Genomic DNA, 24,791 nt, shown 5'->3' on the forward strand with positions numbered 1-24,791 from the left:
ACTTTACATTTTATTCATTTCCAATAAAGGTTCTATATATTCTCTATCATTACTTAGTCTAGGGACTTTATTTTGACCTCCAAGTCTTCCTTTGGACTCCAACCAACGATAGAACAAATTGGGCTGCGCTACGTGTACCTTTGGCCTATTTAGAGTGATATTATTATACCTTTTGGCTTCATAATCCGAATTGATAGCTTTCAAATGATTATCGAATATATCCACAAATTCATCCAAATTATTTGGCTTTTCACTGAATTCGAAAATCCATTCGTGGGCACCACTTTCATTGTCTTTCATGAATATTGGAGCACCAGAAAACTCTATAATGGAAGATTTTGTAACCTCGCAAGCTTTGGTAATTGCAGCTTCCACGTTATTAATCATCAATTCTTCGCCGAACGCATTAATATAATGCTTGGTGCGTCCTGTGATTTTAATTCTAAATGGATTAACGGAAGTGAACATCACCGTATCACCAATTAAATATCTCCACAAACCACCATTGGTAGTAATCACCATAGCATAATTTTTGCCCACTTCTACTCCTTCTAAGCAAACAACTTTTGGATTGGAAGAATAGAATTCTTCCATTGGGATAAATTCATAGAAAATACCATAATCTAGCATAAGCAACATTTCGTCACTATTAGTGCGATCTTGTATACCAAAAAAACCTTCGGAAGCATTATAAATCTCGTAATAATTAATAGGTTTACCTATGATTGGCTGGTATTGATCTTTGTAGGGTTTGAAACTAATACCGCCATGAAAAAATACCTCTAGGTTTGGCCATAGTTCAGACACCGATTTTACATCAGTTTCCTTTAGCACACGTTGTAGTAAAACCAACATCCAACTTGGCACACCCAAAATGCTACCCACATCTTCATTTTTCACTTCCGAAACGATGGCTTTCAGTTTGCTTTCCCACTCGGACATTAGCGAAACTTTTTTGCTAGGAGTAGTCGTAATTTCTACCCAAAAAGGAAGATTATCGATAAGAATTGCAGAAAGATCTCCAAATTTAGTATTAAAATCGGCATACAACTCTGAACTTCCTCCCAGTCTTAAATTTTTATTGGTAAATAGCTGATTTTCGGGATGGTTATTCGCATAGATAGACACCATGTCTTTGCCTGCTTTCATGTGGCAGTATTCTAGACTTTCGGCAGAGATAGGTATAAATTTGCTTTTGGCATTGGTCGTGCCAGATGATTTGGCAAAATGCTTGATGTTACCTGGCCAACTCACATCTTTCATACCTTGTCTTGCTCTTTCAATATAAGGTTCAAACTCCTCGTAGGTGACCACAGGAACTTTATTTTTAAAATCCTGGTAGCTAGATATGGAGTTAAAGCCATACTTCTTGCCATACTCTGTGTTTTCTGCATGGAACAGCTGAGAAAACAATATTCCCTTTTGTGTCTCAATTGGATGATCCATAAAATTCTGTATCTGATCTATCCTTTGACGAATAAACCAATTGACTACCGTATTAAAAAGTACTTTCGTTGCCATTACAACAAATATAATACTATTTATATTTTTAATGAACTCCTTTTTGATTTAAATTAAAAAACCGTCGCAAAATTGCAACGGTCTCATTATTAGGATCGAATGAAAGCTTACGCGCAGTATTCGTCATAGGCAGCTTGCAGGTTTGCAGCAATTGCTCCTGCTGGATTTCCTTCAATGTGATGTCTTTCTAACATGTGTACCAATTCTCCGTCTTTGAAAAGTGCCACGCATGGTGAACTTGGAGGGAATGGTGCTAAATGTTTTCTAGCTTCTGCTACTGCTTCAGTATCAAAACCTGCAAATACTGTAGTGATGTGGTCTGGTTTTTTGTCGCCTGCTAAAGAAGCTACAACGCCTGGTCTTGCTGCACCTGCTGCACAACCACATACAGAGTTGATTACTAAAAGAGTGGTTCCAGATTGCTTCAAAGCTTCTTCTACTTGCGCAGGAGTTGATAAATCTTGAAAACCTTTATTTGTAAGTTCTGCCTTCATTGGCAATACTAAGTCTGATGGGTACATATTGTAATTTTTTAAAATTTATACAAATTTACAACTTTCTTATTCATTTATCAATTTATAAAAACTATCTATAATTTATCATAAACCCGATCATGCAAAATAACATAGAAAACAATGAAGCTCAGAACTAATTCCGAGCTTCATCAATCAAATCGATATGTAATGTTATATATCCTAAAGTAAACTATGAAAGTAGTTTTTTTGCCATTTCGGAAATACTTTTCCCGTCCGACCTTCCTACTAATTTTTTGGAAGCCAATCCCATCACTTTACCAAGATCTTTTATAGATGCGGAACCCGTTTGGGAAATAATCTGCTTTATTTCTGTTTCCAATTCCTCAGAAGAAAGCTGAGCTGGTAAAAATTGCTCTATTACTTTCATTTGAGCCTCTTCTACAACTGCCAAGTCTTCTCTACCTTGCGCTGTAAACTGCTCATAAGAGTCTTTTCTTTGCTTTATCATTCTTTGTAGAATTGCAATTTCTTGCTCTGCAGTTACTTCGACTCCTCTTGCTTCTGTTTGTAGCAATAATATCTGAGATTTCACCGCACGCAATGAGTCCAAAGCTACCCTATCTTTGGCTCTCATCGCAGTTTTTATTGCCTCTGTAATTATTATTTCTAAACTCATTGTTCTAGTTTGATTATTTGGAATTGAATTAACTTAATAATCATTATAATGTCAATAATGGTTTAAAATTACCTCAATAATGAATTGTATAATTTTCAAATTAACCTATTAATCTACATCTTTATTCAAGAATCTATTTTCTCTTACTTGAATAGATCCATTGTTGTCAGACAAATATGTGTTGATATTCTGGTCTGATGCATTGGTTCCATCAATAGAAATATTCTTTCTCTTGAATGCTGGTATAGACTCGAACTCATTTGTATTATCAAAATTTTGATAACGAGAATTGAATTCCTTCAGCTTATTTCTTCTCTCGAAAACTCTTTCTTGATCTACTACTTTATTCACGAATGTGAATTCAGATTCTTTTTCTCTCTGAGTTTCCCTTGGTGTTTCTACTATGGTCTCTACTATTTTCTTCTCTTCTACCAGAGTTTCCTCTGCTGTAGATTGGAAGAAGTATTCTACCTTGTTTGTAGTATTTTCTTCTTGAGATTTATCAATTACACTAAACTCTTGAAATTCATTTTTTGGATGTCCAAAATCGGATTTTGTTTCCTGAGCAGGTTCATTTACAAAAAAACTAAACTCTACAGGCTTTTCCTGAGAATGTGTATTTCCTCCGAAAGACTCTTCTCTTGGCGTCTCTTTATTATCAAAATCGAAAGAGAATGATTCTATCTCTAGGTCATTAGGATCATCATCTACTGCGAATAACTTGTAAGCATCTTCTTGGAAATTATCCTCCTTTTTCCATACATGAGAAACACCTTGCGTATCTCCCTCTGTATTAGCCTCATGGGCATCTGAGTTACCAGTACTTATTTTTTTTTCTGAGGAAGAATTAAACTGTGGTGCAGCTTGATCTTCTTCATCTAGACTAAAATGGTTTTTACCTCCAAAATCAAAGGCATCTTCTGGAGCCGTTTGTCTTTCTGTTCTAGTTTTGAATGGCGAGTTTTTTGGGGTGTCTATAGAATCGTTCAAACCAATTCTTATTTTTTCTGTAGGTCCAGAGAACTTTTGATGATCATTAGAAAAACCAGTAGCAATTACCAATACACTTACTGCATCTCCTAGTTCTTCATCTGCGCCAACACCAAAGATGATATCAGCAGTATGACCTGCTTCTTTCTGGATATAATCCATGATGATACCAATCTCGTCCATTGTAGCTTCTTCTACACCACTTCTGATCAATAACAATACGTTTCTTGCGCCTGTAATTTTATTGTCATTTAATAATGGTGAATCTAGTGCTTTTCTTACAGCCTCTTCAGCTTTGTTTTCACCCGATGCCATACCTGTAGACATTAGAGCAGTACCAGAATTCTGTAATACAGATTTGGCATCTCTAAAGTCAATATTCACATCAAAATAACCTGTAATAACCTCAGCCATACCTTTAGCAGCATTGGTTAATACCTCATCAGCTTTTGAGAAACCTTGTTTGAAACCTAAATTACCAAACTGTTGTCTCAATTTATCGTTGTTGATTACAATTAAAGAATCAACATTATTTCTTAGTTTTTCTAGTCCCAACTCTGCTTGGTCTAGTCTTCTTTTTCCTTCAAAGCTAAAGGGAACGGTAACGATACCAACTGTCAAAATGCCCATATCTTTGGCTACTTTGGCAATTACAGGTGCCGCACCAGTACCAGTACCACCACCCATACCCGCGGTAATAAACACCATTTTGGTATTTTGCCCCATAGCAGCTTTTATATCCTCTATACTTTCTATTGCTGCTTTTTCACCCACTTCAGGATCTGCACCTGCACCCAACCCTTCGGTAATAGTGATACCTAGTTGTACTTTATTTGAAACGGGATTGTTATCTAAAGTTTGAGCATCTGTATTACAGATCACGAAATCTACTCCATGAATACCTTTTTCGTACATGTGTTTCAGCGCATTGTTACCACCGCCACCAACACCAATTACTTTTATTATTGCTGAATTTCCTTTTGGTAAATCAAACGAAAACCCTTGTGTGCCTATATTTTCCATTTTTAATTTAATTTATACTGATAATCGACTATGATGAGGAATTGTTTCATCAAACACAGCTTATCATTCAACAGTTACATTTTTTATTCTACTTCTTCAAAGAATTTTTTTACCTTCTCCATAAGTGACTGTCCAAAGGTGAGTTTCACTCTTTTCTGCGTCTTCTCTGCGCTATTATCTATTGGCAGTGTCTGTTGAGGTGGCATAGCTGGCATATTTTCTTTAGCAGCTTCTATTATTTCTTCTGTCTTATCCCTTTGAGTTTGTGTCTCAATTTCTATCTCCACATCTGGCTCTGTATTATCTGAATAAGTTTTTTTATCTCTTATTTTCAAACTTTCCATTAGCAACCCTATAGATGTTGCAAATTCTGGACCTTTTAGATATTGGTTCTTATCATTGGCTACATATTCATTAGCAAAACCAATTCTGCTATCAAAGCCTGTAGTATAGTTGGCTAGCTGACGAAGGTATTTGAGATTGGAACCACCCCCGGTAAGTACAATCCCTGCAATCAGTTTTTTCTTTTGTTCAAATGCTCCATACGCCTTCAGCTCTGTATTTACCATTTCTAGGATTTCTTCTACTCTTGCATTGATGATTTGTGCAAGAGTTTTCAATGATATCTCCTTATCTGGTCTACCATGAAGTCCCGGAATCGTTACAAATGTACTCTCTTTTTCTAATTCTGGAACAGCAGAACCGAATTTTACTTTCAATTGTTCTGCGTGTTTTTCTATAATAGAGCAACCTTCTTTAATATCTTCTGTAATAATACCACCACCATACGGTATTACACAAGTATGACGGATGATATTATCTTTAAAAATTGCAATATCTGTGGTACCACCACCAATATCTACAATGGCAACACCCGCTTCTTTTTCTTCTTTAGTAAGAACGGCTTCAGAGGAAGCTAGAGGCTCTAGTGTAAGCGCCTCCATCTCTAAACCAGCTTCTCTTACACAACGTGCAATATTTCTGATACTTCCCATTTGACCTACAACAACGTGAAAGTTGGCTTCCAAACGTTTTCCGTGCATCCCAATTGGCTCCTGAATTTCACCTTCAGAGTCTACTTTATATTCTTGCGGAAGAACGTGAATAATCTCTTCACCTGGCAGCATTACCAGTTTCTTCACTTGATTTTTTAATGCTTCGATATCATCATCTGTGATGAATTTATCGGGGTTTTCACGCATAATATAATCGGAGTGTTGCAAAGAACGTATATGCTTCCCTGCAATACCTACAGTTACCTTGCGTATTGCAACGCCTGCGCTAGACTGTGCTTCAGAAACAGCCGCCTTTATAGAGCTTATGGTTTGCGAAATATTATTCACAATCCCTTTATGAACCCCAAGACTTTTGGCCTTTCCAACACCAAGAATTTCTATTTTCCCGTGTGCATTCCTCCTTCCTACAATGGCAACAATCTTTGTGGTACCAATGTCAAGACCTACTGAATACTCTTGATTTTCCATTATTTTATATCGATTTGATTTTTATTTTTAATTCATTTGTGTTTTTGTCACTATATCAACGTTTTATAATAAAACTTATTTACTTTGGTTTTGTGGGTGTTTTCTTCTCATTTGTTTTGGTTATTGTTTTTTTATTTTTCACTGTTGTATCTGTTTTTTTTGCTGTAGGTGATAACGGAACTTTTATCAACTCTTTGTGGCCAGCTTGCAGAATACTATCATTTCCTTTAAAATGAGGATTCAGAGTGGTTACAATCTGATTTTCATACTTCAAAGAAATCATTTTATATTTTTCGGGATCTTGAAACACCAAATATTTTTCAACAAATGTTTTAAAACCTTTTACTTTAAACTCAATATTATCTAGATCTCCTATTTCTACTCTGTAGTTCCCTTCACTAGTAAGCAAACTATAGCTATCTGTAAATTTAGAAATACCAATAAAATATTTTTTACTAAAATTATCTTTATCTATTTTGTCTACCAATTCTACTAATTTCTTGTATTCTTCGGGCTTCACATCGCCTGTAACCAGCATACAAGGGTGAGAATATGATTTAGATATTGGAAACTCTAAACCCTTTTCGTCAACATAAAAATCTTTTCCATTAGAATTTAGTCTAAAAATAGGGATTCTCTGTTTAATTTCTATATTTAATTTACCATTAAGATTCAAATATACATTTGCACTATCTACTTCTGGCAATCCATTTATCTTTTTTTCTAGCTCTGGTATATTAAGATCTCCTACCCTTCTTGTAGGATTATCCTTATTTACAATAGCAATAACTTCTTTTTCATCCAGAAAATCTACCGAATCTTTATCATGTATAATTACAGAAATCTTATTATCAGTAATCTTTTGTTTGCTAAATTTACTCAAAGAGAAACTCAGCAGAAAACCAAGAATGATCACTGTAATACCAATTTTTAATATTCTGTATTTATTTTTCATTAATCTAGCTTAACCATTCTACAATTGGATCGTATAAAGTATCTATATTACCCGCTCCTACTGTCAAAAGAATATCGAAATCTTTTTGTTTAATTTTTTCAAATGCATCATCCAAACGAGATACTTCTTTTTTCTCTAGAGATACTTTATCCAACAACCATGAAGAAGTAATTCCTTGGAAATTTTCTTGTAGCTCTCTTGCAGGATAAATGTCTAGCAAGATCAGTTCTTCTCCCTTGCCAAGACTTTCAGCAAAGCCATCTGCAAAATCTCTTGTTCTACTAAACAAATGTGGCTGAAATATCACCAACAATTTTTTATCTGGATAGAAGGTTTTTATAGATCCAATTACTGCATTGATCTCCGTTGGATGATGTGCATAATCGTCTATATATATTTTTCCGGTAGGATAAATATGCTTTGTATATCTTCTTTTTATTCCTCTAAAAGTTCCAATTGCAGTCTTCAAAGATTGTAAATCTGCCCCTAAATTGTGCAATATCGCCAAAGCTACTGTAGCATTTTCTACATTATGAATACCCGGAACTTCCCAAACAAAATCTGTAACGACTTCATTAGGTGTATGAAAATCAAAATAAATCTTATCATGATCCATACGAAGATTGTCCGAATAATAATCAGCAACTTCGTTTACTGCATAAGTACGATGGTTTCTACCAATTTCTATACCTTTTCTTACAAAAAGATGATTATCTTCTGAGACCAAAGATGCAAATTCTCTGAAACTCTCTTCAATTTGCTTCTTGTCGCCGTAGATATCTAGATGATCGGCATCAATAGAGGTTACTACTGCCCAATTGGGGGACAAATTGAGGAAGCTTCTATCATATTCATCTGCTTCTACTACAGAATACTGATTTCCATTAAATAAGAAATTCGATTTAAAATTTTCAGAAATTCCACCCAAAAAGCAAGAGAAAGGCAAATTAACTTCTTTACAAAGATGTGAAACCAATGTTGAAGTGGTGGTTTTACCATGAGTACCTGCCACAGCAATACAATCTGTATTTTGAGTAATAAGGCCTAAAACTTTCGCCCTCTTTAAAATTGTAAAATCGTTATTATTAAAATAATCTAGAATTCCTAGCTTTTTGATGGCTGGTGTATAGATAACCAACGTTGTTTCTTTATCTAGGAAAGATAACTTATCATCAGAAAGATCTTCAAAAACAATATCAATCCCCTCACTCATTAACTTCTGAGTAAGTTTGGTATTGGTCTTATCATAGCCCAAAACTTTTTTGCCAGACGCGTGGAAATATCTTGCCAATGCAGACATCCCAATACCTCCAACCCCGACGAAATAAAAATTTTGATATGTTTCTAATTTGTTCATTCCTTTATATTGAAAAATATTTAAATATTTTTCAATTTTATGTTTTTTTATTCTTGTTAATTTGTCCTATTTACAAATTTAAAAATTTCATCGACAATTTCCTTTGTTGCGTTTGGTTTTCCGAAATATTTTATGTTTTCAGACATATTTTGTCTTACGTCTTCATTTTTACAAATACTTTCCAACGTTTCCCAGAACTTTTCTGACATTTCAGGATCCTTTACCATTTTTGCGGCATCCTTTTCCACGAGATTTATCGCATTTTTAGTCTGATGATCTTCAGCAGCAAATGGGAATGGTACCAATAAAACCGGTTTGTGAGCTACCGCCAACTCCGAGATAGCAATAGCACCCGCTCTAGATACGATAACGTCTGCTGCAGAATAGGCAGTTTCTATATTCTTTATGAATTCTAAAATTCTAATATTACGGTGCTCCTTAATTTTAGTTTCTTCTAATATTTCTTTGAAATCCAGTTGACCTGTTTGCCAAATAAGTTGATAATCATTCTTCAAAATATCATTATAATGCTCTCTCCAAGCATTGTTCAGCGTTCTAGATCCCAAAGATCCACCTACAGATAATATGGTAAGTTTATTTTTGTCTAATCCTATTAATTCTTTTGCTGCAGCTGTATCGCGCATCCCTGTAACGATATTATTACGGATAGGATTTCCCAAAAATTTTGTTTTTCCCACAGGAAAACCTTCTACTTCTGGATAGGCTGTAAAAACCACCTGAGCCTTTTTGCTCAGAATCTTATTGGTAACGCCTGCATACGCATTTTGCTCTTGGATAAAAATGGGAATTCCTAGCTTGCTTGCTTCATATAAAGCTGGTCCGCTGGCAAAACCACCTGTACCTATAGCAAAATCTGGTGCGAAATCTTTAATTATCCTTTTGGATTTAGACAAACTTTTCAAAACTTTGAAAGGCAATCCTAAGTTAGAAAGTATGTTTCCTCTATTAATTCCTGCCATATCAATTCCCTCAATTTTATAGCCAGCCTGAGGAACTTTTTCCATTTCCATCTTGCCATTAGCACCAATAAATAAAAACTCTGTATCCGGAAATCTTCTTTTGATTTCGTCTGCAATAGCGATTGCGGGAAAGATATGTCCTCCCGTTCCACCTCCTGATAATACTACTTTAAGTTTTTTATTCATTTTTATAAAATTACAAGAGAAGTTTTATTTGTTAAGCAATATCATTTATTTCTTCAATATTCTGTATTTTGCCCATACCTTCTTCATCATATATCTGTATTCTAGAACTTATATTAAGAATGATACCTAGCTGAATATAGTTCACCAACATAGATGTTCCACCATAACTGATAAGTGGCAAGGGTTGCCCTGTTACAGGAATAAGATTAACAGCCACCGCAATATTTACAGATAACTGTACAAATATCATGACTCCGAGACTCAGCACGAGCAAGGATCCAAAAAATGCTGGCATTTTACTCGCAATCATTACAATTCTTACAATCATAATGAGGTAAAGACTTATTAGGAAGGCTGCACCAATGACACCATATTCTTCAACAATTACGGCGAAAATAAAATCGGATGCAGATTGTGGAAGCATTTGCTTCAGTGCACTTTTACCTGGTCCCATTCCTGTTATACCGCCGTGTACAATAGCAGCTTTAGCTTGCATAACCTGGTAATTTTTTGCCTTCACACTTTCGTCATCTACATCGTCTGCTTTTGCTTTACTGGAGGTAAATGTTTCTATACGGCTCATCCATGTATGTACACGGTTTCCTCCAATCATATTAGTGTTTAGAGCAACTAATAAAAATAATGCGATTGCTATAAAAGCTGTAGAAATAAACCCAGCAATATACTTCCAATGTAGCTGACCAATGACCAAAACAATGACAGATACCATTAATATCATCAATGCAGTGGAACCATTATCTTTTGCTACTAATAAAAATACAAGCAAAATAGGTCCAAATATGTAGAGAATATTTTCAACTGGTAGACGATCTCTCTTTATTTTCTTTGTCAAATATCTACACAAATAAATAATCAACATTAGAAAAGCGAAAGATGAAGGCTGAAATGAGATGGGCGTTCCCGGAATTTTTAGCCATCGGGAAGCACTGGCTCCATCAATAGTTTGTCCTGTAAACATGGTTACTACTAGTAAAAATATAGTAAATCCTAGAGATAGGGTACTTAGTTTACCAATATACTCGTACTTAATGGTTCCTGCCAATCTCATGATCCCAAGACCCAAGATTACAAAAAACATATGCTTCATCACATGGCCCGTTGTGGTACCACTATTTACGATATATTCTAGATTTGAGCTAGCCGAATACACAGGGAAAATAGAAAATACAGAGATCACGATAATGACCATCCAAAGAACTTTATCTCCTTTTAGAAATTCAAATTTATTTTCTGTGTGTTGTTCGTTCATCGTTGTGTGTTGTTGCCAATTTTATTTTTACAAACTAGAAATTCTAGTTTTCTAAAACTTTATCTTTAAACTGTCTTCCACGATCTTCGTAGCTCTGAAACAAATCAAAACTTGCACAACATGGCGACAACAATACAGTGTCTCCTTTTTTTGCCAAAGATTTTGAAATTTTTACTGCTTCTTCCATACTAGAAGTATCGTAGATGAAATCTTTTTTATCTTTAAAGAAATCGATTATTTTTTGGTTGTCTATTCCCAAACATACAATCGCTTTCACTTTTCTTTTTACCAAATCTTGGATTTCTGTGTAGTCATTTCCTTTGTCTTTGCCTCCCACAATCCAAACTGTTGGCGTTTTCATGCTTTCTAAAGCATAGTAAGTAGCATTTACATTGGTAGCTTTGCTATCGTTGATGTATTTTACACCTTCAATTTCTGCCACAAGCTCCAATCTGTGCTCTACAGCCTGAAAAGTCATTAGAGAATTTCTAATGCTTTCGTTGTTTATTTTTAAAATTTTACCTGCAATAGAAGCTGCCAAACTGTTGGCAACATTATGATTTCCCATCAGTGATAATTCTTCTATTTTCATAGAAAAAGTATCGTCTAGTTTTACTTCTATCTGATCGTTATTGATAAAACCACCTTCTTCTAGCTTCTCCTGAGTAGAAAAAGGAATCATCTTTGCCTTAATTTCTAATTTCTGAAGAATATTTTTGCTCATTTCGTCATCTTTATTGTAGATGAAAAAATTATCGTTCTCTTGGTTTTCTGCAATTCTGAATTTTGCTAACGCATATTCTTCATAATTGTAGTTGTATTGATCTAGGTGATCTTGAGATAAGTTTAATAATAAAGAAATATAAGGTCTAAAATTTTGGATATCATCCAATTGGAAAGAACTTACCTCTAGTACATAATACTCGAAATTTTCGTCGGCAACTTGTTTTGCAAAGCTAAATCCAATGTTTCCGCCCAATCCTACGCTTAAACCTTCATTTTTCAGAATATAATAAATCAGAGAAGTTGTTGTAGTTTTCCCGTTACTTCCTGTGATTGCAATAATTTTTGCATTGGTATATTCTGAGGCAAATTCTATCTCCGAAGAAATTCTAATGCCTTTTTGATGAGCTTTCAGGATAATATCTGCTTTCTTGGGAATTCCTGGACTTTTTACAATCCAATCTGCACCCAAAATGCGAGCTTCTTCATGATCCCCCTCCTCAAACTCTATTTCATTATCTATCAAAAACTGTTTGTAGTGATCTTTTATGGCACCTTTATCCGAAAGAAAAACTTCCAGACCTTTCTTTTTTGCCAAATAAGCAGCTCCGCAGCCACTTTCTCCACCTCCTAAAACAACTATTTTCATATCAATTTATGATTTAATGATTGATTAATTATCAGATGATAACCTATCAATTTTTTAAATTTTACCTATCTCATTTTTAATGTAATCAGGCAAATAATTGCCAATATTACCCCAATGATGATCATTCTATTAACGATTTTACTTTCGTGAAATCCTTCTTTTTGAAAATGATGATGCAATGGTGACATCTTAAACAATCTATTGTTTTGAGCATATTCCAACCCAAATTTTCTTTTTCTATATTTGAAAACAACTACCTGTAACATCACAGAGATATTTTCTATCAAGAAAATTCCGCATAATACAGGAATCATCAATTCTTTTCTAAGGATAATTGCCAATACAGCGATAACGCCACCCAACATCAAACTTCCTGTATCTCCCATGAATACTTGCGCTGGATAAGTATTGTACCAGAAAAATCCAATTACCGCACCTACCAAGGCGACGGCAAAAATAGTGGTTTCTCCCATATTGGGGAGGAACATAATATTGAGGTAATCTGCGAAGATAATGTTACCAGAAACATACGCAAAAAACGCCAATGCGAGCAATATAACTGTACTTGTACCTGCGGCGAGACCGTCTATACCATCGGTAATATTAGCACCATTAGAAACCGCAGTAACAATGAATATTACTACTGGAATAAAGATAATCCAAGACCACTCGTGTGCGTCTTTATCATCCATCCAAAATAAAATTCCGCTATAGTCGAATTCATTATTTTTGGTAAATGGCACTGTAGAAACGGTGATCTTCTCTGTAGGCATAAAGTTTTGCTCTACATTATTTCTGTTCACTACTTTTGCATCTGCGTACTTTCTTTTCACCGTAATATCGGGATGAAAATACATCGTAACACCTATAATTAAGCCTAAACCTACCTGACCAACAATCTTAAATTTACCACTAAGACCGTCTTTATTTTTTTTAATTTTCTTCAAATAATCATCCAAAAACCCAATAGCTCCCATCCAGACTACAGAAACTGTAAGCAAGACAATGTAGATATTGGTTATCTTAGCGAACAATAATACAGGTATCATGGTTGCCATAATAATAATAAGACCTCCCATTGTTGGCGTACCTTCTTTCTGCTTTTGTCCGTCTAAGCCAAGATCACGTACCAGCTCGCCCATTTGTTTTGCACGGAGGTAATTGATGATTCTTTTACCGTATACAAGAGCGATGATGAGTGATAATAGAACTGCCATACCCGCTCTGAAGGAAATGTATTTTAGCATTCCTAAGCCGGGAACGTGAATTCCGTGTTGGGTTAAATATTCGTATAGATAGTATAACATGTTTCTTTCTTTATAATTAAGATTAAATTCAAAAAATATTTTCCTTTAACCTATTTACTCATGAGCTGCCAAAGCTCATTAATGACTTCTTTATCATCAAAATGATGTTTTACACCATTGATATCTTGATAGTTTTCGTGCCCTTTTCCTGCCACTAGAATAATATCCTTTGGTTCTGCAAATTTGATAGCCATTTTTATCGCTTCTCTACGATCTGGTATCGCTGTATACTTGCTGAAAAACTGTGGTTCTACACCTGCTTCTATTTCTTTAATAATCTGTGTAGGTTCTTCTGTACGAGGATTATCTGAAGTAATGATTGCCAAAGTAGATTTTTTGCTCGCAATATTTCCCATTTCTGGCCTTTTCGAGTGATCTCTATCGCCTCCACAACCAAAAACAGTGATTAGTCTTTCGTTTTTAGTTCTAATATCATTAATGCTGTCTAGCACGTTTTCTAATGCATCTGGCGTGTGTGCATAATCTACAATGAAGAAAATACCACCATCAGATTTGAAAGTTTCAAACCTTCCAGAAACTCTTTTCAATTGGCTTATAGCTTGTAAAACTTCATCTTGCTGAAAGCCCAATTCTATGGCAATACCATATACCAAAAGCAAATTGTACACATTGAACTTACCTGTAAGTGTTGTCCAAAATTCTTTTCCATTAAAGTTCAGCAACATTCCGTTGAAATCTACTTCCAAACTTTTCCCATGATAGTCTGAAAGTGTCTTCAAAGCGTAAGATTTTTTCTTCGCTTTTGTATTTTGAAGCATTACATTCCCATTTTTATCATCAATATTGGTAATGGCAACTGCATCCGAGCTTAGTTTGTCAAAAAATCTCTTTTTCGCCTTTAGATATTCGTCAAAAGTTTTATGATAATCTAAATGATCATGAGTAAGATTGGTAAATCCTGCAACTGCAAATTCTAATCCTTCTATTCTATTCTGAGAAATTCCGTGAGAGCTTACTTCCATAAAAGCATATTCACACCCTTTTTCTACCGCTTTCGCCAAAATTTGGTTAATTGTGATAACATCTGGCGTTGTATGTGTAGCTGGAATCACCTCATCGGCAATTCTAATTTCTACTGTTGAAAGCAAAACAGAATCATACCCTAAATTTTTGAAAACATCAAATAACAAAGTGCTTACCGATGTTTTTCCATTGGTTCCTGTAACGCCAATCAATTTCAATTGGTGAGAAGGATTTCCATAAAAGTTAGATGCCAAATGCCCTAAAGTTTTAGAAGCATTTTTAACTTTAATATAAGTTATATTTTCTACTAAGTCTAAAGGTAAATCTTCGCAAACAATTGCAGTAGCACCTTTTTCTATCGCCGAAGTGATAAATGTGTGTCCGTCTGCTATTGTACCTTTTATCGCTATATACAGAGAATTTGCTGTAATTTTTCTACTATCAAAAACCAACGCAGAAACATCGCGGCTATCATCACCGTGAATTTCTATTACTGCAATTCTATTTAATAATTTTGTTAAAATCATTTGATATCGTGTAGTGATTGCCACTATTTTTATTTCTTAAATTAGTTTTGAAGGGTGAGATAAAGTCTTTGGTTTTTATTAATCTTAGTTCCTTCTAGCGGAAACTGTTCTTTTATCCTTCCTACACCTTTGAAGCTTACTCTATACCCTAAATTTTCCAACTGCGGAATTGCATTTTTACCAATTAGCCCTATTACATTTGGCATTTGCTTATTGTTGACAGCAATTTTCACATTCGGTTCTACCATCTTATTAAGGTTTACCTTCCTATCTACCAGCATTTCTTTGTCTATATTCTGTGGAGTTTTTAAGAATGTTTTTCCTGCAATTTCTTTAAATACGGGAGCCGATACTGTTCCTCCATAAAAACCAAATGCCGTATTGGGTTCACTGATCATTACATAGCAAGTATATTTGGGATTATCAGCTGGGTAGAACCCTGCAAAAGAAGCTCTGTATTTCATGGGGCCAGGTAACCAATATTCAAATCTTGCTGTACCTGTTTTACCAGCCATTTTCAAGTTGGGTGTGAAGATACTCCTACCTGTTCCTTTCTCTACAGCTTTTGTCAAGGCACTTGTCATCATTTGGATGGCTTTTTCTGAAGCCATTTTATTCACTAATACGTCTTGTTTAGCTTGAAAAACTGTTTTCCCATCTTTCATTATTTTATCAATGAATAGAGGTTTTAGCATTTTTCCTCCATTTGCCACCCCATTATAAAAAGTAGTAAGCTGCAGAAGGTTGATATTGGTACCATAACCAAAACTTATGGAGGCTAGTGCACCAGCGTTCCATCTTTTGTTTTTTGGTGTAAGATTATTAGGCTTTGTGATACCGGGAAGTTCTATATCCATTTTATCAAACAGCTTCCATCTTCTTAAATGATCCAAAAAAATTTCTGGTTTCTCAGCGTAGTATTTAGTGATTAATTTTGCTGTACCGACATTACTAGATTTAGCCAAAACATCACTTATATCATAAGTTCCACCGCCGTGTCCGTCGGATATTTTTTGTTTAGCATATATCCAATTGCCATTTCCAACATTTACCGTTGTATTTTCATCAATAAATCCGTCATCCATTGCAGCCAAAAGTGAAACTACTTTGAAGGTAGATCCAGGTTCAATATTGTCTTTTATTGCGTAGTTGTAAGCATCTTTGTAAACTCCAGGTTCTGTTTGTCTTAGATTTACCATCGCTCTCACTTTACCTGTAGCCACTTCCATCACGATTACGGTACCGTGTTTTGCTTCGAAGTTAATCAGTTGCTTTTGTAACGCAGAATGAGCAATATCTTGAATTCTAAGATCTAAAGTTGTATACACGTCTTGTCCATCTACAGGCTCGCTTACCTTCCAATAGTCGATGGGTTTCCACTGAGAAGAATTTAATCTTTGTTCGTATCTGCTTCCATCTACCCCTGAAAGGTATTTGGAAAAAGCACCTTCAAGACCTGATTTTAGCTCACCATTATCAATTCCAATTGTTCCAGATCCAATTTCGGTGGTTGCTAATTCTCTTTTATAATTTCTTTCTACAATAAAACCACCTTTATTTTTTCCTTTTTTAAAAATTGGAAAATTTCTTATTCTATCGTACTGATCAAAATCCAACCCTTTTACAAGAGAATAATATTGGTTTTTTTTCTTTTTTTGTTCGTCAAATTTTTTCCTAAATTCCATTCTAGGTTTGGCAAACATTTTACCCAAAGAATCGGTAAGTGCAAGGATATTATTATTATAAACTGAATCTTTGATTGTTTTGAAATCCAAGTAGATATCATAACGCATTACCGTAGTTGCCAAGATAGAACCATCAGATGCAAATAGGTTTCCACGAGCTGCCTTTAGAGTTGCTGTACGGAAATTGCTATTAATATAATCGTCTTTAATCTCCTGAACATTAGTATTTTGAAGAATTACAATACGCGTTAAAAAGAGTACAAAAGTGCACAAAGCTCCAATCGCAAAGAAGTATCCCCATCTTAGCGTTTTTTTTCTTCTGTTATCATACTCATTTTGCTTTTGCATCAGTACTATCTAGTTTAATTAGTAGTTTTTGAGGATGACTTTCTAGCGTCATTAGAGAATCTTTGGCCACTTGTTTACCCAGTTCAGATTCCATTTTCACTTTTATAAGCTTACTTTGTGCGTATGCATTACGAGATTTATACTCTTCTGTTTGTTCTTTTAATGCGTTTACGATTTTTATTTTTTGACTTACCAAGTGATTGCTGTAGATAAGAATCATCATAAGCACAAACAACAAAGAAAAAAACTTATAGTGGGTTTTCAACTCATCTCTATTCAAGAAATTCCCTTTTATAATATCTATAAAAGTGAGTTTTCTTTGAGGGCGATATGTTGTTTTCTTAGCCAATATTGTGTTTTGTGTTTCTGGTAATGTGGATTTATACTAAATCACAATTTAATTCCTGTGCGCATTTTAGCACTTCTCGCACGAGAATTTTCTTCAATCTCATCGTTATCAGGAACAATAGCTTTTGTTTTAAGCAATTCAAAAGTTTTTTCGTAATTCCCATAGATATCTCTCTGTGGTTCTCCTTCAAACATTCCGTTTTTCAAGAATCTTTTTACCAAGCGATCTTCTAGAGAGTGATAAGAAATCACTACTAATCTTCCTCCTGGTTTCAATGTATTATAAGATTGTACTAGCAATTCCTTTAACGCATCCAATTCTTGGTTTACTTCTATTCTTATGGCTTGAAAAAGCTGTGCATAAAATTTATTCACTTTATGAGGAGGCAAAAAACTAAATAGTTTTTTTAGATCCTCTGTAGTATTTATACTTTTTATTTGTCTATGACGTACAATGTCTCTAGCTAGTTTTCTAGCTTCACGCAGTTCTCCGTAGTAATAGAGAATATCCGCTAGGTTATCCTCCTCATATTCGTTAATTACTTTTTTTGCATCAAGACTCTGCATTACATTCATCCTCATATCCAGAGGAGCATCATTTCTAGTAGAGAAACCTCTATCTGCCTCATCAAATTGGTGCGAAGAAACACCCAAATCTGCCAAGATGCCATCTACACTAGATACACCATACGCTAATAAAGAATTTTCTAAAAATCTAAAATTTTGATTAATTAAAGTAAATCTAGAATCATCTATAGAATTTTTTAGGGCATCTAAGTCTTGATCAAAAGAATACAACTTTCCTTTATCAGAAAGTCTACTTAGGATTTCTTTAGAATGCCCCCCGCCTCCAAATGTGCAGTCCACATAGGTTCCGTCTGGATTCGTCATCAAATCATCTACACTTTGTTTCAACAAAACGGGGTTATGATACATGCTATATTTGTGTTATATTTATTATTCTTCACCAAAAGAACCCATTACATCTTCCGCTAGGCTTGCAAAATCTTCTTCATTGGTAGCAATTACTTTTTCGTAATCTTGTTTATCCCAAATTTCCAAAAGTTCTCCTGCACTTGTGATAACAACTTCCTTTTTTAGATTAGCAAAATTTACTAGATCCTTGGAAATCAGCAACCTTCCTGCGTTATCCAACTCTACTGTTTTTACACCAGCGGTAAACATTCTTATAAAATCGGCGTTCTTTTTAATGAATTTATTCAGTTTATTAATCTTTTCCATCAGTTTATCCCATCCATTAATGGGATACACCTCAAGGCACAATTGAAATACAGAACGTTTCACGATAAAAGTTTGGTCATCAAAATCCTCCATCTGCTTTACAAGAGATGATGGAAGTTTTAGGCGCCCTTTGTCGTCTATTTTACATTCATATGTGCCAATGAAATTCTTCATTTGGGACAAAAATATACAAAAATTTCGAAAATTTCCCACTTTTTCCCACTTTTTCCCATTTTGTTTTTGATTTTTAAAAAAAATTGTTTATTTGTGCGCAATTAAATGATAGGTAATCCTACAATTTATTATTCAAGGAATATTAAAAAGTTTATAAAAAAAATTCTCAGAAGACTATGATTCTATTATTTTTATTTTAATTTAGAGTTATCAAAATAGTTTTGATGTTAATTTGTATTTTTGCAAAGCTTTATTAAAGCGAGTATATGATATTTAGAACGAAAAAAGAAAAAAAATATACCTACATTGAAGCAGGTGAAGGACATCCGTTGGTGCTACTGCATGGATTAATGGGTGGTTTGAGTAATTTTGATAAGATGGTTAACTTTTTTTCTGAGAAAGGTTTCAAAGTTTACGTCCCTCAATTACCCATATATGATTTACCTGTTCTCAATACCAACTTGACGACAATTGCAAAATATGTCATCAAATTTATTGATAGCGAAATTAAAGAACCCGTAACCATCGTTGGAAATTCTATGGGTGGACACGTAGGTCTTATCCTTACGCTAGCGAGACCAGATTTAGTGAAAAACCTTGTTCTTACGGGAAGTTCTGGTTTATACGAAAGAACTTTCGGAGATAGTTTCCCAAGAAAAAATGACCGATCTTATATAAGAAAAAAAGCGGAAGAGGTTTTTTATGATCCTTCTGTAGCTACAGAAGAATTGGTAGACGAAGTTTTCAGCGTAGTGAATGATAGAATGAAGGGGATAAAAACCGTTATGCTTGCGAGAAGCGCCATCAAACACAATATGCTTAATGATTTACCCAAGATAAAGACTCCCACGTGTCTTATCTGGGGAAAACAAGATAATGTAACACCTCCAGAAGTAGCGATAGATATGCATAAATATATCCCGAATTCTGAACTTTTTTGGATAGATAAATGTGGGCACGCTGCGATGATGGAAAAACCCGATGAGTTCAATACTATATTGTACAATTGGGTAAAAGATAAAATATAAATTAATACCAAACCATTAAGATTTTCTTAATGGTTTATTTTTCTAAATAAAAGTAAACTAAAATGGTTATCAAAACAGCGGAGTTCGTAAAAAGTAGCGGAAAATGGCAAGAGTGTCCTGAAGGAACCATGCCAGAATATGCTTTTATCGGGAGATCAAACGTAGGTAAATCATCATTGATCAATGCAATGTTGAACTGGAAAGACTTGGCAAAAACATCTGGTACGCCAGGAAAAACACAACTTATAAACCACTTTTTAATAAACGAAAATTGGTTCCTTACCGACTTACCTGGTTACGGTTATGCAAAGGTTTCTAAAGTAATGAGAAGAGACTTTGAAAAATTAATCAACAATTATATATTAAATAGAAATAACCTTGTCAATCTATTTGTACTTGTAGATTCTAGACATACACCACAAAAGATTGATCTAGAGTTTATCCAATGGTGTGGAGAAAGTGGAGTTCCATTTTCTATTGTTTTCACAAAATCCGACAAGCTAAAACCCAATGTAGCTCTAAAAAATATAGAAGATTACAAAAATGAGCTCCTGAAAACTTGGGAAGACTTACCAGAAATATATGTCACTTCGGCAGAGAAAAAGATAGGAGGCGATGAAATATTAAATTTTATCCAAAAAACCAATGAGTTTTTATCTAATAATAGCGTAACCTTCAATGAATAATATCGTTTGGAAAATAAAAAGTTTTGATGAACTTTCGGTTCCCGAACTTTATACTATTATTAAAGCGAGAATAAGTGTCTTCGTGGTAGAGCAAAATTGTCCCTACCACGATTTGGACGATTATGATCAGATTGCTCTGCACCTTTGGGCAGAAAATGAGGGTAAAATAGTAGCGTATTGTAGATTGTTTGATCGCGGAATAAAGTATCATGAAACTTCAATTGGAAGGGTTTTAACAACTGATCTTGGACGTGGTAAAGGGATAGGAAAGCTACTCATCAAATTTGCCGTAGAAACTATAGAAAATAGATATAAAACTTCCTCGATAAGAATTTCTGCGCAAGATTATTTACTAAAATTTTATTCTGATTATGGTTTTCAGACTACAGACAAAAAATATTTAGAAGATAACTTGCCACATACCGAAATGTTTAGGCTATAGAGCAAAACCTATCTATTTTTTCAACATTTTTAAAAGTAAGCACAGTTTATATACATCTAAAAGCCTTAGATTTGGATTTTTAGATAGCAAATTTGTTCTAATTTTAAAATGAAAAAAGCCATAAAAATATAAAATTGGTTTAGATAATCGAAGAATTTTAATAAGATCGTATGCTTTTACAACCTTTACTTCTTTTATATTTTTTTTACTAGAAGCGTTGCTAAACATCGTAGCTAAACTCTCCATAGAATCTTCAACCTTAGATAAATACACTTTATTTTCCTCAATATCATTATTCAGGATTGGATTTTCTACATGATCAATTTGAATTTTTTTAGCTTGAAGATCCATGGCAAAAAGCAAATCTTCGTAGCCGTATTTTTTAATTTCTGAATTGAATTTGTTTTGTAGAAATACGTCTTTTTTAATGACAAAATTATTAGTTTGAAAACTCAGAAACGGAATTTTTAGTCGATCATCTAATTTTAGATTTTCTCTCTCATTAGCAAATTTCCATCGTAGTTTAAAATCATCTTGAGGGACTTTATTGGAAACTACTCTACCACCAAAAATAACTTTTGTCTCAGGATTTTCGTTAATGAGCTGAAGATAATTAGTAATAAAATTTGCGTTGATAACTTTACCATCACAATCTAGAAAAAGTAAATAATCACCTTTAGCATAATTCAAAAATAAATTCCGAATTCTTGCCCTCCCTATATTTTTATCTAAGAAAATGAAAACTTCAACTTCTGACTTTAATTCTTGGTTAAAATTTTTAAACTTATCATTAGAAGCATCATCCACAAGTATAATTTCTGCATCCAATGCATTTCTATCAATTTCTTTTTTTAGATCGAATACCAATTTTCGAACATCAAAATTATAGATGGGAATACAGATAGATAGTTTCATTACAGCAATTTACTAATAATTTGCTTTACATGGAGCTCTTCTAGACACGCCCAATCTCCACGATAGCATTCTTTATCTCCAAACACAGAGCATGGTCTACAAGTTAGATCTATTACCTGTACCACATCGTCTTCACTCTGCCCATATCCCAAAAATCCTGCGTAAGGGTGCGTGGCTCCCCAAACTGAGATACAGCGAGTTCCGGCAACGCTTGCCAAATGCATATTGGCAGAATCCATAGAAATCATTACTTCTAGCTTTGCAATCTTCTCCAATTCTTCAGTAAGCGAAAGTTTACCCGCCAAACTTTGGACATTCGGAATTTTTTTTTCCCAGTCTGCTAAAATTTCGGATTCGGTTTTTCCACCTCCAAATAAATAGATGGGCTGTTTTTCTGCTACTATTTTTACAAGTTCAAAAGATTTATCTAAAGGTAGCATTTTGCCTTTGTGCTGTGCAAAAGGTGCAATACCGATTCCAGATTTAGGAAATTTGGTGGGTCTCAATTGGTGAGACAATTCCAGGCTAAAACCCATCTCTCGGAAAACATCAGCATATCGTTCTATAGTACGTTTCAGCTGTTTTTTATCCAAATTCCAAACGTCAGTAAGCGCTTCTTTATCTTCCTTTCCTTTGTTGATCTTAAACACTTTTAATCCCTTCCTTCTGTAAATTTTATCCAAAATTTTAGAACGAATTACATCGTGAAGATCAGCAATATAATCGGGCTTGTATTCATCGAAAAGTTCTCTTGCCAATCTTCTTATTCCAAAAAATCCTTTATAGTCATCTAGGTTGATGCCCTTGTAGATTACATTGGGTAAAGAAGAAAAAAGCTCTCCAAAATTTTTACGAGAAACCATCACAATTTCTACATCTGGATTTTGCTCTAAAAACTCTCGAAATACAGGCACTGTCATAGCGACATCACCGAAAGCGGAAAAACGATATGCTAAAATTCTAGTCACTACTAAGATTTCAATTGATATGCTACTGCATAAAACTTTATTTGCTTGGTCATCGCCATCAGTCCGTTGGCTCTAGAAGGAGAAAGAAATTCTTGTAATCCTATTTTTGAGATAAATTCAAAATCTGAATCCAAAATCTCTTGGGTGGAATGCCCACTGTAGATACTCATCAGTAATGAAACAATACCTTTTGGCAAAATACCATCAGAATCTGCCTCGAAAAACAATTTTCCATCTTGATGATGAGCGTCTATCCACACTTTACTTTGGCATCCTTTGATCAGGTTATCATCTGTTTTCTTATCTTCTGGAAGCTCTTTTAGTTCCTTACCAAGATCAATAATGTACTCGTATTTTTGCTCCCAATCTTCAAGAAAAGCAAATTCTTCTATCAACTCCAGCTGTTTTTCTCTAATGGTCATTGTGATGTAATTTCTTTTTGCAAAGATAGCCAATTTGAAAACATTATCTACAGACTCGCCTTTTGAAAAAGCTGTATAATTTTTGCTTCTTCATTTTCCCAACACAAATCTTGTGCGGCCTTTTCCAGTACTTCGAGGTAAGATTTTCTTCCTTTATTGAGGACTTTAGAGAGTGCTTTTGCAATATTTTCGGGGCGATGATTTTCTATAAACTCACCAATATCGTACTGCGTTTTTATATTCTGCATTTCTGGTAATTGCGCCAAAATAAGCGGAACTCTTGCCTGAATGCAATCTAAAACCTTATTGGGTAAAGAAAACTGATAACTTTCGCCTGCACTTTCCTCGATACTCATCCCCACATCCGCCGTTAGTGTAATTTGCCTTAAATCGTTGGGTAATAGTTTTCCTAAAAACTCAACTTTATTCTGCAAATTTTCAGAAATTACCAATTCTTCATACTCCTTTTTTTTGGGTCCATCACCTGCAATCTTTAAAATAACATGATCTAAATGATGCATTGCCAGAATGGCTTTATCGATTCCTCTAAAAGGATTGATAACTCCTTGATACAAAATTATTTTCGGATTATTTTCTGGTAAATATTGAGAAACAGAATATTTTCTAGGAGCATTTTGTACCACAACAGCATGAACTCCATATTTCTTCTGAAACCAATTGGCGTAGCTATTACTCGCCGTCATCATATACTGTATATTCGGGAGTAGTTTCGCTTGAAGAAAACGCCATATTTTTTGTGTAAATCTTCCTTGAACGGCTGGCATTTCAGAAAAAATTTCATGGCTATCAAATACCATAGGAATCTTCAATTTTTTGGAGACTAAATCATTGGCGAGTAATGAGTCGAGATCATTGGCGAGAAGAATTGTGTTTTGGTCTGCTTTTGCCAACAATTGCTTGTACAATTTCACATTAAATTCTAGATAAGCAGTTTTAAGGGTTTTGGTATGAAGAGTAATACGCGAAAAAGGATACGGACGTTGCATTTCGGCGGCTCCTCCCCAATCATTACCAATCAATTCAACCTCAAAGTCGTTTTCAAAAAGGGTACGGCAAACCTTCTCTATTCTCTGGTCTGTATACAGATTACTAAATGCAGAAACAAGTACTTTCTTTCTACTCATTAAGATCTTTTATCGGTAAATAAATGATAAATTTGAACAAAACATATTAAAGCATTGGGGATAATAACTGGCCAAAGCAGACCACGATGGTATCCATAAATGACAAAACATACACAACCTATGAGGTTTACAATTCTTATTTTTCTTAAATCTTTTAGTATAAAACTTAAAACGATTAAAAAATGAGGCTGCATATCCAATAAAAGTAGAAATTTCCGGCGACATAAAAAAATTATGGATACAAAATTAATGATTTTCAATAAGATAATGAAATTTTGAC

At 34.4% G+C, this 24,791-nt stretch carries 23 protein-coding genes and 1 pseudogene; 3 read left to right on the plus strand and 21 right to left on the minus strand.

The genetic code is table 11. The features are described from left to right. Nucleotides 1-3: 3 nt before the first annotated feature. The 16 genes from ACKI42_RS07090 to mraZ all read right to left on the minus strand — a co-directional run bounded on the left by ACKI42_RS07090 (nt 4) and on the right by mraZ (nt 18,905). Nucleotides 4-1,521 carry a GH3 auxin-responsive promoter family protein gene (locus ACKI42_RS07090; RefSeq protein WP_407403882.1) on the minus strand — a complete coding sequence of 506 codons (1,518 nt, stop codon included), beginning with the start codon at nt 1,519-1,521 and terminating at the stop codon, nt 4-6. Between the two features lie 107 nt (nt 1,522-1,628). Continuing rightward, nucleotides 1,629-2,042: a BrxA/BrxB family bacilliredoxin gene (locus ACKI42_RS07095; protein ID WP_407403884.1), complete on the minus strand. Its 414-nt coding sequence runs from the start codon at nt 2,040-2,042 to the stop codon at nt 1,629-1,631. Nucleotides 2,043-2,226: 184 nt separating this feature from the next. Next, nucleotides 2,227-2,673: a GatB/YqeY domain-containing protein gene (locus ACKI42_RS07100; RefSeq protein ID WP_407403886.1), complete on the minus strand. Its 447-nt coding sequence runs from the start codon at nt 2,671-2,673 to the stop codon at nt 2,227-2,229. 108 nt (nt 2,674-2,781) lie between these two features. After that, nucleotides 2,782-4,686 carry a cell division protein FtsZ gene (gene ftsZ / locus ACKI42_RS07105; RefSeq protein WP_407403888.1) on the minus strand — a complete coding sequence of 635 codons (1,905 nt, stop codon included), beginning with the start codon at nt 4,684-4,686 and terminating at the stop codon, nt 2,782-2,784. 83 nt (nt 4,687-4,769) lie between these two features. Continuing rightward, nucleotides 4,770-6,170: a cell division protein FtsA gene (ftsA, locus tag ACKI42_RS07110; RefSeq protein ID WP_407403890.1), complete on the minus strand. Its 1,401-nt coding sequence runs from the start codon at nt 6,168-6,170 to the stop codon at nt 4,770-4,772. A 79-nt stretch (nt 6,171-6,249) separates the two neighbouring features. Beyond that, nucleotides 6,250-7,125 carry a cell division protein FtsQ/DivIB gene (locus ACKI42_RS07115; RefSeq protein WP_407403892.1) on the minus strand — a complete coding sequence of 292 codons (876 nt, stop codon included), beginning with the start codon at nt 7,123-7,125 and terminating at the stop codon, nt 6,250-6,252. A gap of 4 nt (nt 7,126-7,129) precedes the next feature. Continuing rightward, nucleotides 7,130-8,482, minus strand: coding sequence for a UDP-N-acetylmuramate--L-alanine ligase (gene murC / locus ACKI42_RS07120; protein ID WP_407403894.1), 1,353 nt, complete (start codon nt 8,480-8,482; stop codon nt 7,130-7,132). 56 nt (nt 8,483-8,538) lie between these two features. Continuing rightward, nucleotides 8,539-9,648, minus strand: coding sequence for an undecaprenyldiphospho-muramoylpentapeptide beta-N-acetylglucosaminyltransferase (gene murG / locus ACKI42_RS07125; RefSeq protein ID WP_407403896.1), 1,110 nt, complete (start codon nt 9,646-9,648; stop codon nt 8,539-8,541). A gap of 31 nt (nt 9,649-9,679) precedes the next feature. Continuing rightward, nucleotides 9,680-10,918, minus strand: coding sequence for an FtsW/RodA/SpoVE family cell cycle protein (locus ACKI42_RS07130; RefSeq protein ID WP_407403898.1), 1,239 nt, complete (start codon nt 10,916-10,918; stop codon nt 9,680-9,682). 43 nt (nt 10,919-10,961) lie between these two features. Continuing rightward, nucleotides 10,962-12,290, minus strand: coding sequence for a UDP-N-acetylmuramoyl-L-alanine--D-glutamate ligase (gene murD, locus ACKI42_RS07135; RefSeq protein WP_407403900.1), 1,329 nt, complete (start codon nt 12,288-12,290; stop codon nt 10,962-10,964). A gap of 65 nt (nt 12,291-12,355) precedes the next feature. After that, nucleotides 12,356-13,597 (minus strand): phospho-N-acetylmuramoyl-pentapeptide-transferase, encoded by a 1,242-nt coding sequence (mraY, locus tag ACKI42_RS07140; RefSeq protein WP_407403902.1) that lies wholly within the window; start codon nt 13,595-13,597, stop codon nt 12,356-12,358. Between the two features lie 50 nt (nt 13,598-13,647). Beyond that, entirely contained in the window at nt 13,648-15,108 is a 1,461-nt protein-coding gene (locus ACKI42_RS07145) for a UDP-N-acetylmuramoyl-L-alanyl-D-glutamate--2,6-diaminopimelate ligase (RefSeq protein ID WP_407403904.1), read from the minus strand. 41 nt (nt 15,109-15,149) lie between these two features. Next, nucleotides 15,150-17,141, minus strand: a complete 1,992-nt coding sequence (locus ACKI42_RS07150; protein ID WP_407403906.1) for a penicillin-binding transpeptidase domain-containing protein — start codon at nt 17,139-17,141, stop codon at nt 15,150-15,152. Beyond that, the gene (locus tag ACKI42_RS07155; RefSeq protein ID WP_407403908.1) at nt 17,125-17,490 is read right to left on the minus strand and encodes an FtsL-like putative cell division protein; all 366 of its coding nucleotides are present in this window, start codon (nt 17,488-17,490) and stop codon (nt 17,125-17,127) included. Before ACKI42_RS07155 ends, ACKI42_RS07150 begins: the two co-directional genes overlap by 17 nt. Before the next feature lie 41 nt (nt 17,491-17,531). Continuing rightward, nucleotides 17,532-18,425: a 16S rRNA (cytosine(1402)-N(4))-methyltransferase RsmH gene (gene rsmH / locus ACKI42_RS07160; protein WP_407403910.1), complete on the minus strand. Its 894-nt coding sequence runs from the start codon at nt 18,423-18,425 to the stop codon at nt 17,532-17,534. 21 nt (nt 18,426-18,446) lie between these two features. Next, the gene (mraZ, locus tag ACKI42_RS07165) at nt 18,447-18,905 is read right to left on the minus strand and encodes a division/cell wall cluster transcriptional repressor MraZ (protein WP_407403912.1); all 459 of its coding nucleotides are present in this window, start codon (nt 18,903-18,905) and stop codon (nt 18,447-18,449) included. 266 nt (nt 18,906-19,171) lie between these two features. On the opposite strand from mraZ, the gene ACKI42_RS07170 reads away from it, so the two are divergent. From ACKI42_RS07170 to ACKI42_RS07180, 3 genes are all read left to right on the plus strand, one after another. After that, nucleotides 19,172-19,933 (plus strand): alpha/beta fold hydrolase, encoded by a 762-nt coding sequence (locus ACKI42_RS07170; protein ID WP_407403914.1) that lies wholly within the window; start codon nt 19,172-19,174, stop codon nt 19,931-19,933. A 62-nt stretch (nt 19,934-19,995) separates the two neighbouring features. After that, the gene (gene yihA, locus ACKI42_RS07175) at nt 19,996-20,619 is read left to right on the plus strand and encodes a ribosome biogenesis GTP-binding protein YihA/YsxC (protein WP_407403916.1); all 624 of its coding nucleotides are present in this window, start codon (nt 19,996-19,998) and stop codon (nt 20,617-20,619) included. Further along, entirely contained in the window at nt 20,612-21,061 is a 450-nt protein-coding gene (locus tag ACKI42_RS07180; protein WP_407403918.1) for a GNAT family N-acetyltransferase, read from the plus strand. The genes yihA and ACKI42_RS07180 overlap by 8 nt, the downstream gene beginning before the upstream one ends. Before the next feature lie 12 nt (nt 21,062-21,073). Here ACKI42_RS07180 and ACKI42_RS07185 read toward each other — a convergent pair whose 3' ends face one another. The 5 genes and pseudogenes from ACKI42_RS07185 to ACKI42_RS07205 all read right to left on the minus strand — a co-directional run bounded on the left by ACKI42_RS07185 (nt 21,074) and on the right by ACKI42_RS07205 (nt 24,736). Further along, nucleotides 21,074-21,976, minus strand: coding sequence for a glycosyltransferase family 2 protein (locus ACKI42_RS07185; protein WP_407403920.1), 903 nt, complete (start codon nt 21,974-21,976; stop codon nt 21,074-21,076). Then, complete coding sequence (locus ACKI42_RS07190; protein ID WP_407403922.1) at nt 21,976-22,944, minus strand: glycosyltransferase family 9 protein; 969 nt, start codon at nt 22,942-22,944, stop codon at nt 21,976-21,978. The genes ACKI42_RS07185 and ACKI42_RS07190 overlap by 1 nt, the downstream gene beginning before the upstream one ends. A 2-nt stretch (nt 22,945-22,946) precedes the next feature. After that, nucleotides 22,947-23,366: a SufE family protein gene (locus ACKI42_RS07195; RefSeq protein ID WP_407403924.1), complete on the minus strand. Its 420-nt coding sequence runs from the start codon at nt 23,364-23,366 to the stop codon at nt 22,947-22,949. A 47-nt stretch (nt 23,367-23,413) separates the two neighbouring features. Continuing rightward, a complete protein-coding gene (locus ACKI42_RS07200) occupies nt 23,414-24,511 on the minus strand; it encodes a glycosyltransferase (protein ID WP_407403926.1) in 1,098 nt (365 codons plus the stop codon). Beyond that, nucleotides 24,511-24,736, minus strand: a pseudogene (locus ACKI42_RS07205) (uroporphyrinogen decarboxylase). The gene ACKI42_RS07200 and the pseudogene ACKI42_RS07205 overlap by 1 nt, the downstream one beginning before the upstream one ends. Nucleotides 24,737-24,791: the final 55 nt, after the last annotated feature.

Origin of the sequence: Chryseobacterium sp., from assembly GCF_045629545.1 — a bacterium.
Classification (GTDB): Bacteria; Bacteroidota; Bacteroidia; order Flavobacteriales; family Weeksellaceae; genus Chryseobacterium.

Coding starts and splice junctions, on each gene's coding strand:
- ACKI42_RS07090 (WP_407403882.1), bottom strand. CDS start 1,521: ATGGCAACGAAAGTACTTTTTAATACGGTAGTCAATTGGTTTATTCGT.
- ACKI42_RS07095 (WP_407403884.1), bottom strand. CDS start 2,042: ATGTACCCATCAGACTTAGTATTGCCAATGAAGGCAGAACTTACAAAT.
- ACKI42_RS07100 (WP_407403886.1), bottom strand. CDS start 2,673: ATGAGTTTAGAAATAATAATTACAGAGGCAATAAAAACTGCGATGAGA.
- ftsZ (WP_407403888.1), bottom strand. CDS start 4,686: ATGGAAAATATAGGCACACAAGGGTTTTCGTTTGATTTACCAAAAGGA.
- ftsA (WP_407403890.1), bottom strand. CDS start 6,170: ATGGAAAATCAAGAGTATTCAGTAGGTCTTGACATTGGTACCACAAAG.
- ACKI42_RS07115 (WP_407403892.1), bottom strand. CDS start 7,125: ATGAAAAATAAATACAGAATATTAAAAATTGGTATTACAGTGATCATT.
- murC (WP_407403894.1), bottom strand. CDS start 8,482: ATGAACAAATTAGAAACATATCAAAATTTTTATTTCGTCGGGGTTGGA.
- murG (WP_407403896.1), bottom strand. CDS start 9,648: ATGAATAAAAAACTTAAAGTAGTATTATCAGGAGGTGGAACGGGAGGA.
- ACKI42_RS07130 (WP_407403898.1), bottom strand. CDS start 10,918: ATGAACGAACAACACACAGAAAATAAATTTGAATTTCTAAAAGGAGAT.
- murD (WP_407403900.1), bottom strand. CDS start 12,290: ATGAAAATAGTTGTTTTAGGAGGTGGAGAAAGTGGCTGCGGAGCTGCT.
- mraY (WP_407403902.1), bottom strand. CDS start 13,597: ATGTTATACTATCTATACGAATATTTAACCCAACACGGAATTCACGTT.
- ACKI42_RS07145 (WP_407403904.1), bottom strand. CDS start 15,108: ATGATTTTAACAAAATTATTAAATAGAATTGCAGTAATAGAAATTCAC.
- ACKI42_RS07150 (WP_407403906.1), bottom strand. CDS start 17,141: ATGCAAAAGCAAAATGAGTATGATAACAGAAGAAAAAAAACGCTAAGA.
- rsmH (WP_407403910.1), bottom strand. CDS start 18,425: ATGTATCATAACCCCGTTTTGTTGAAACAAAGTGTAGATGATTTGATG.
- mraZ (WP_407403912.1), bottom strand. CDS start 18,905: ATGAAGAATTTCATTGGCACATATGAATGTAAAATAGACGACAAAGGG.
- ACKI42_RS07170 (WP_407403914.1), top strand. CDS start 19,172: ATGATATTTAGAACGAAAAAAGAAAAAAAATATACCTACATTGAAGCA.
- yihA (WP_407403916.1), top strand. CDS start 19,996: ATGGTTATCAAAACAGCGGAGTTCGTAAAAAGTAGCGGAAAATGGCAA.
- ACKI42_RS07180 (WP_407403918.1), top strand. CDS start 20,612: ATGAATAATATCGTTTGGAAAATAAAAAGTTTTGATGAACTTTCGGTT.
- ACKI42_RS07185 (WP_407403920.1), bottom strand. CDS start 21,976: ATGAAACTATCTATCTGTATTCCCATCTATAATTTTGATGTTCGAAAA.
- ACKI42_RS07195 (WP_407403924.1), bottom strand. CDS start 23,366: ATGACCATTAGAGAAAAACAGCTGGAGTTGATAGAAGAATTTGCTTTT.
- ACKI42_RS07200 (WP_407403926.1), bottom strand. CDS start 24,511: ATGAGTAGAAAGAAAGTACTTGTTTCTGCATTTAGTAATCTGTATACA.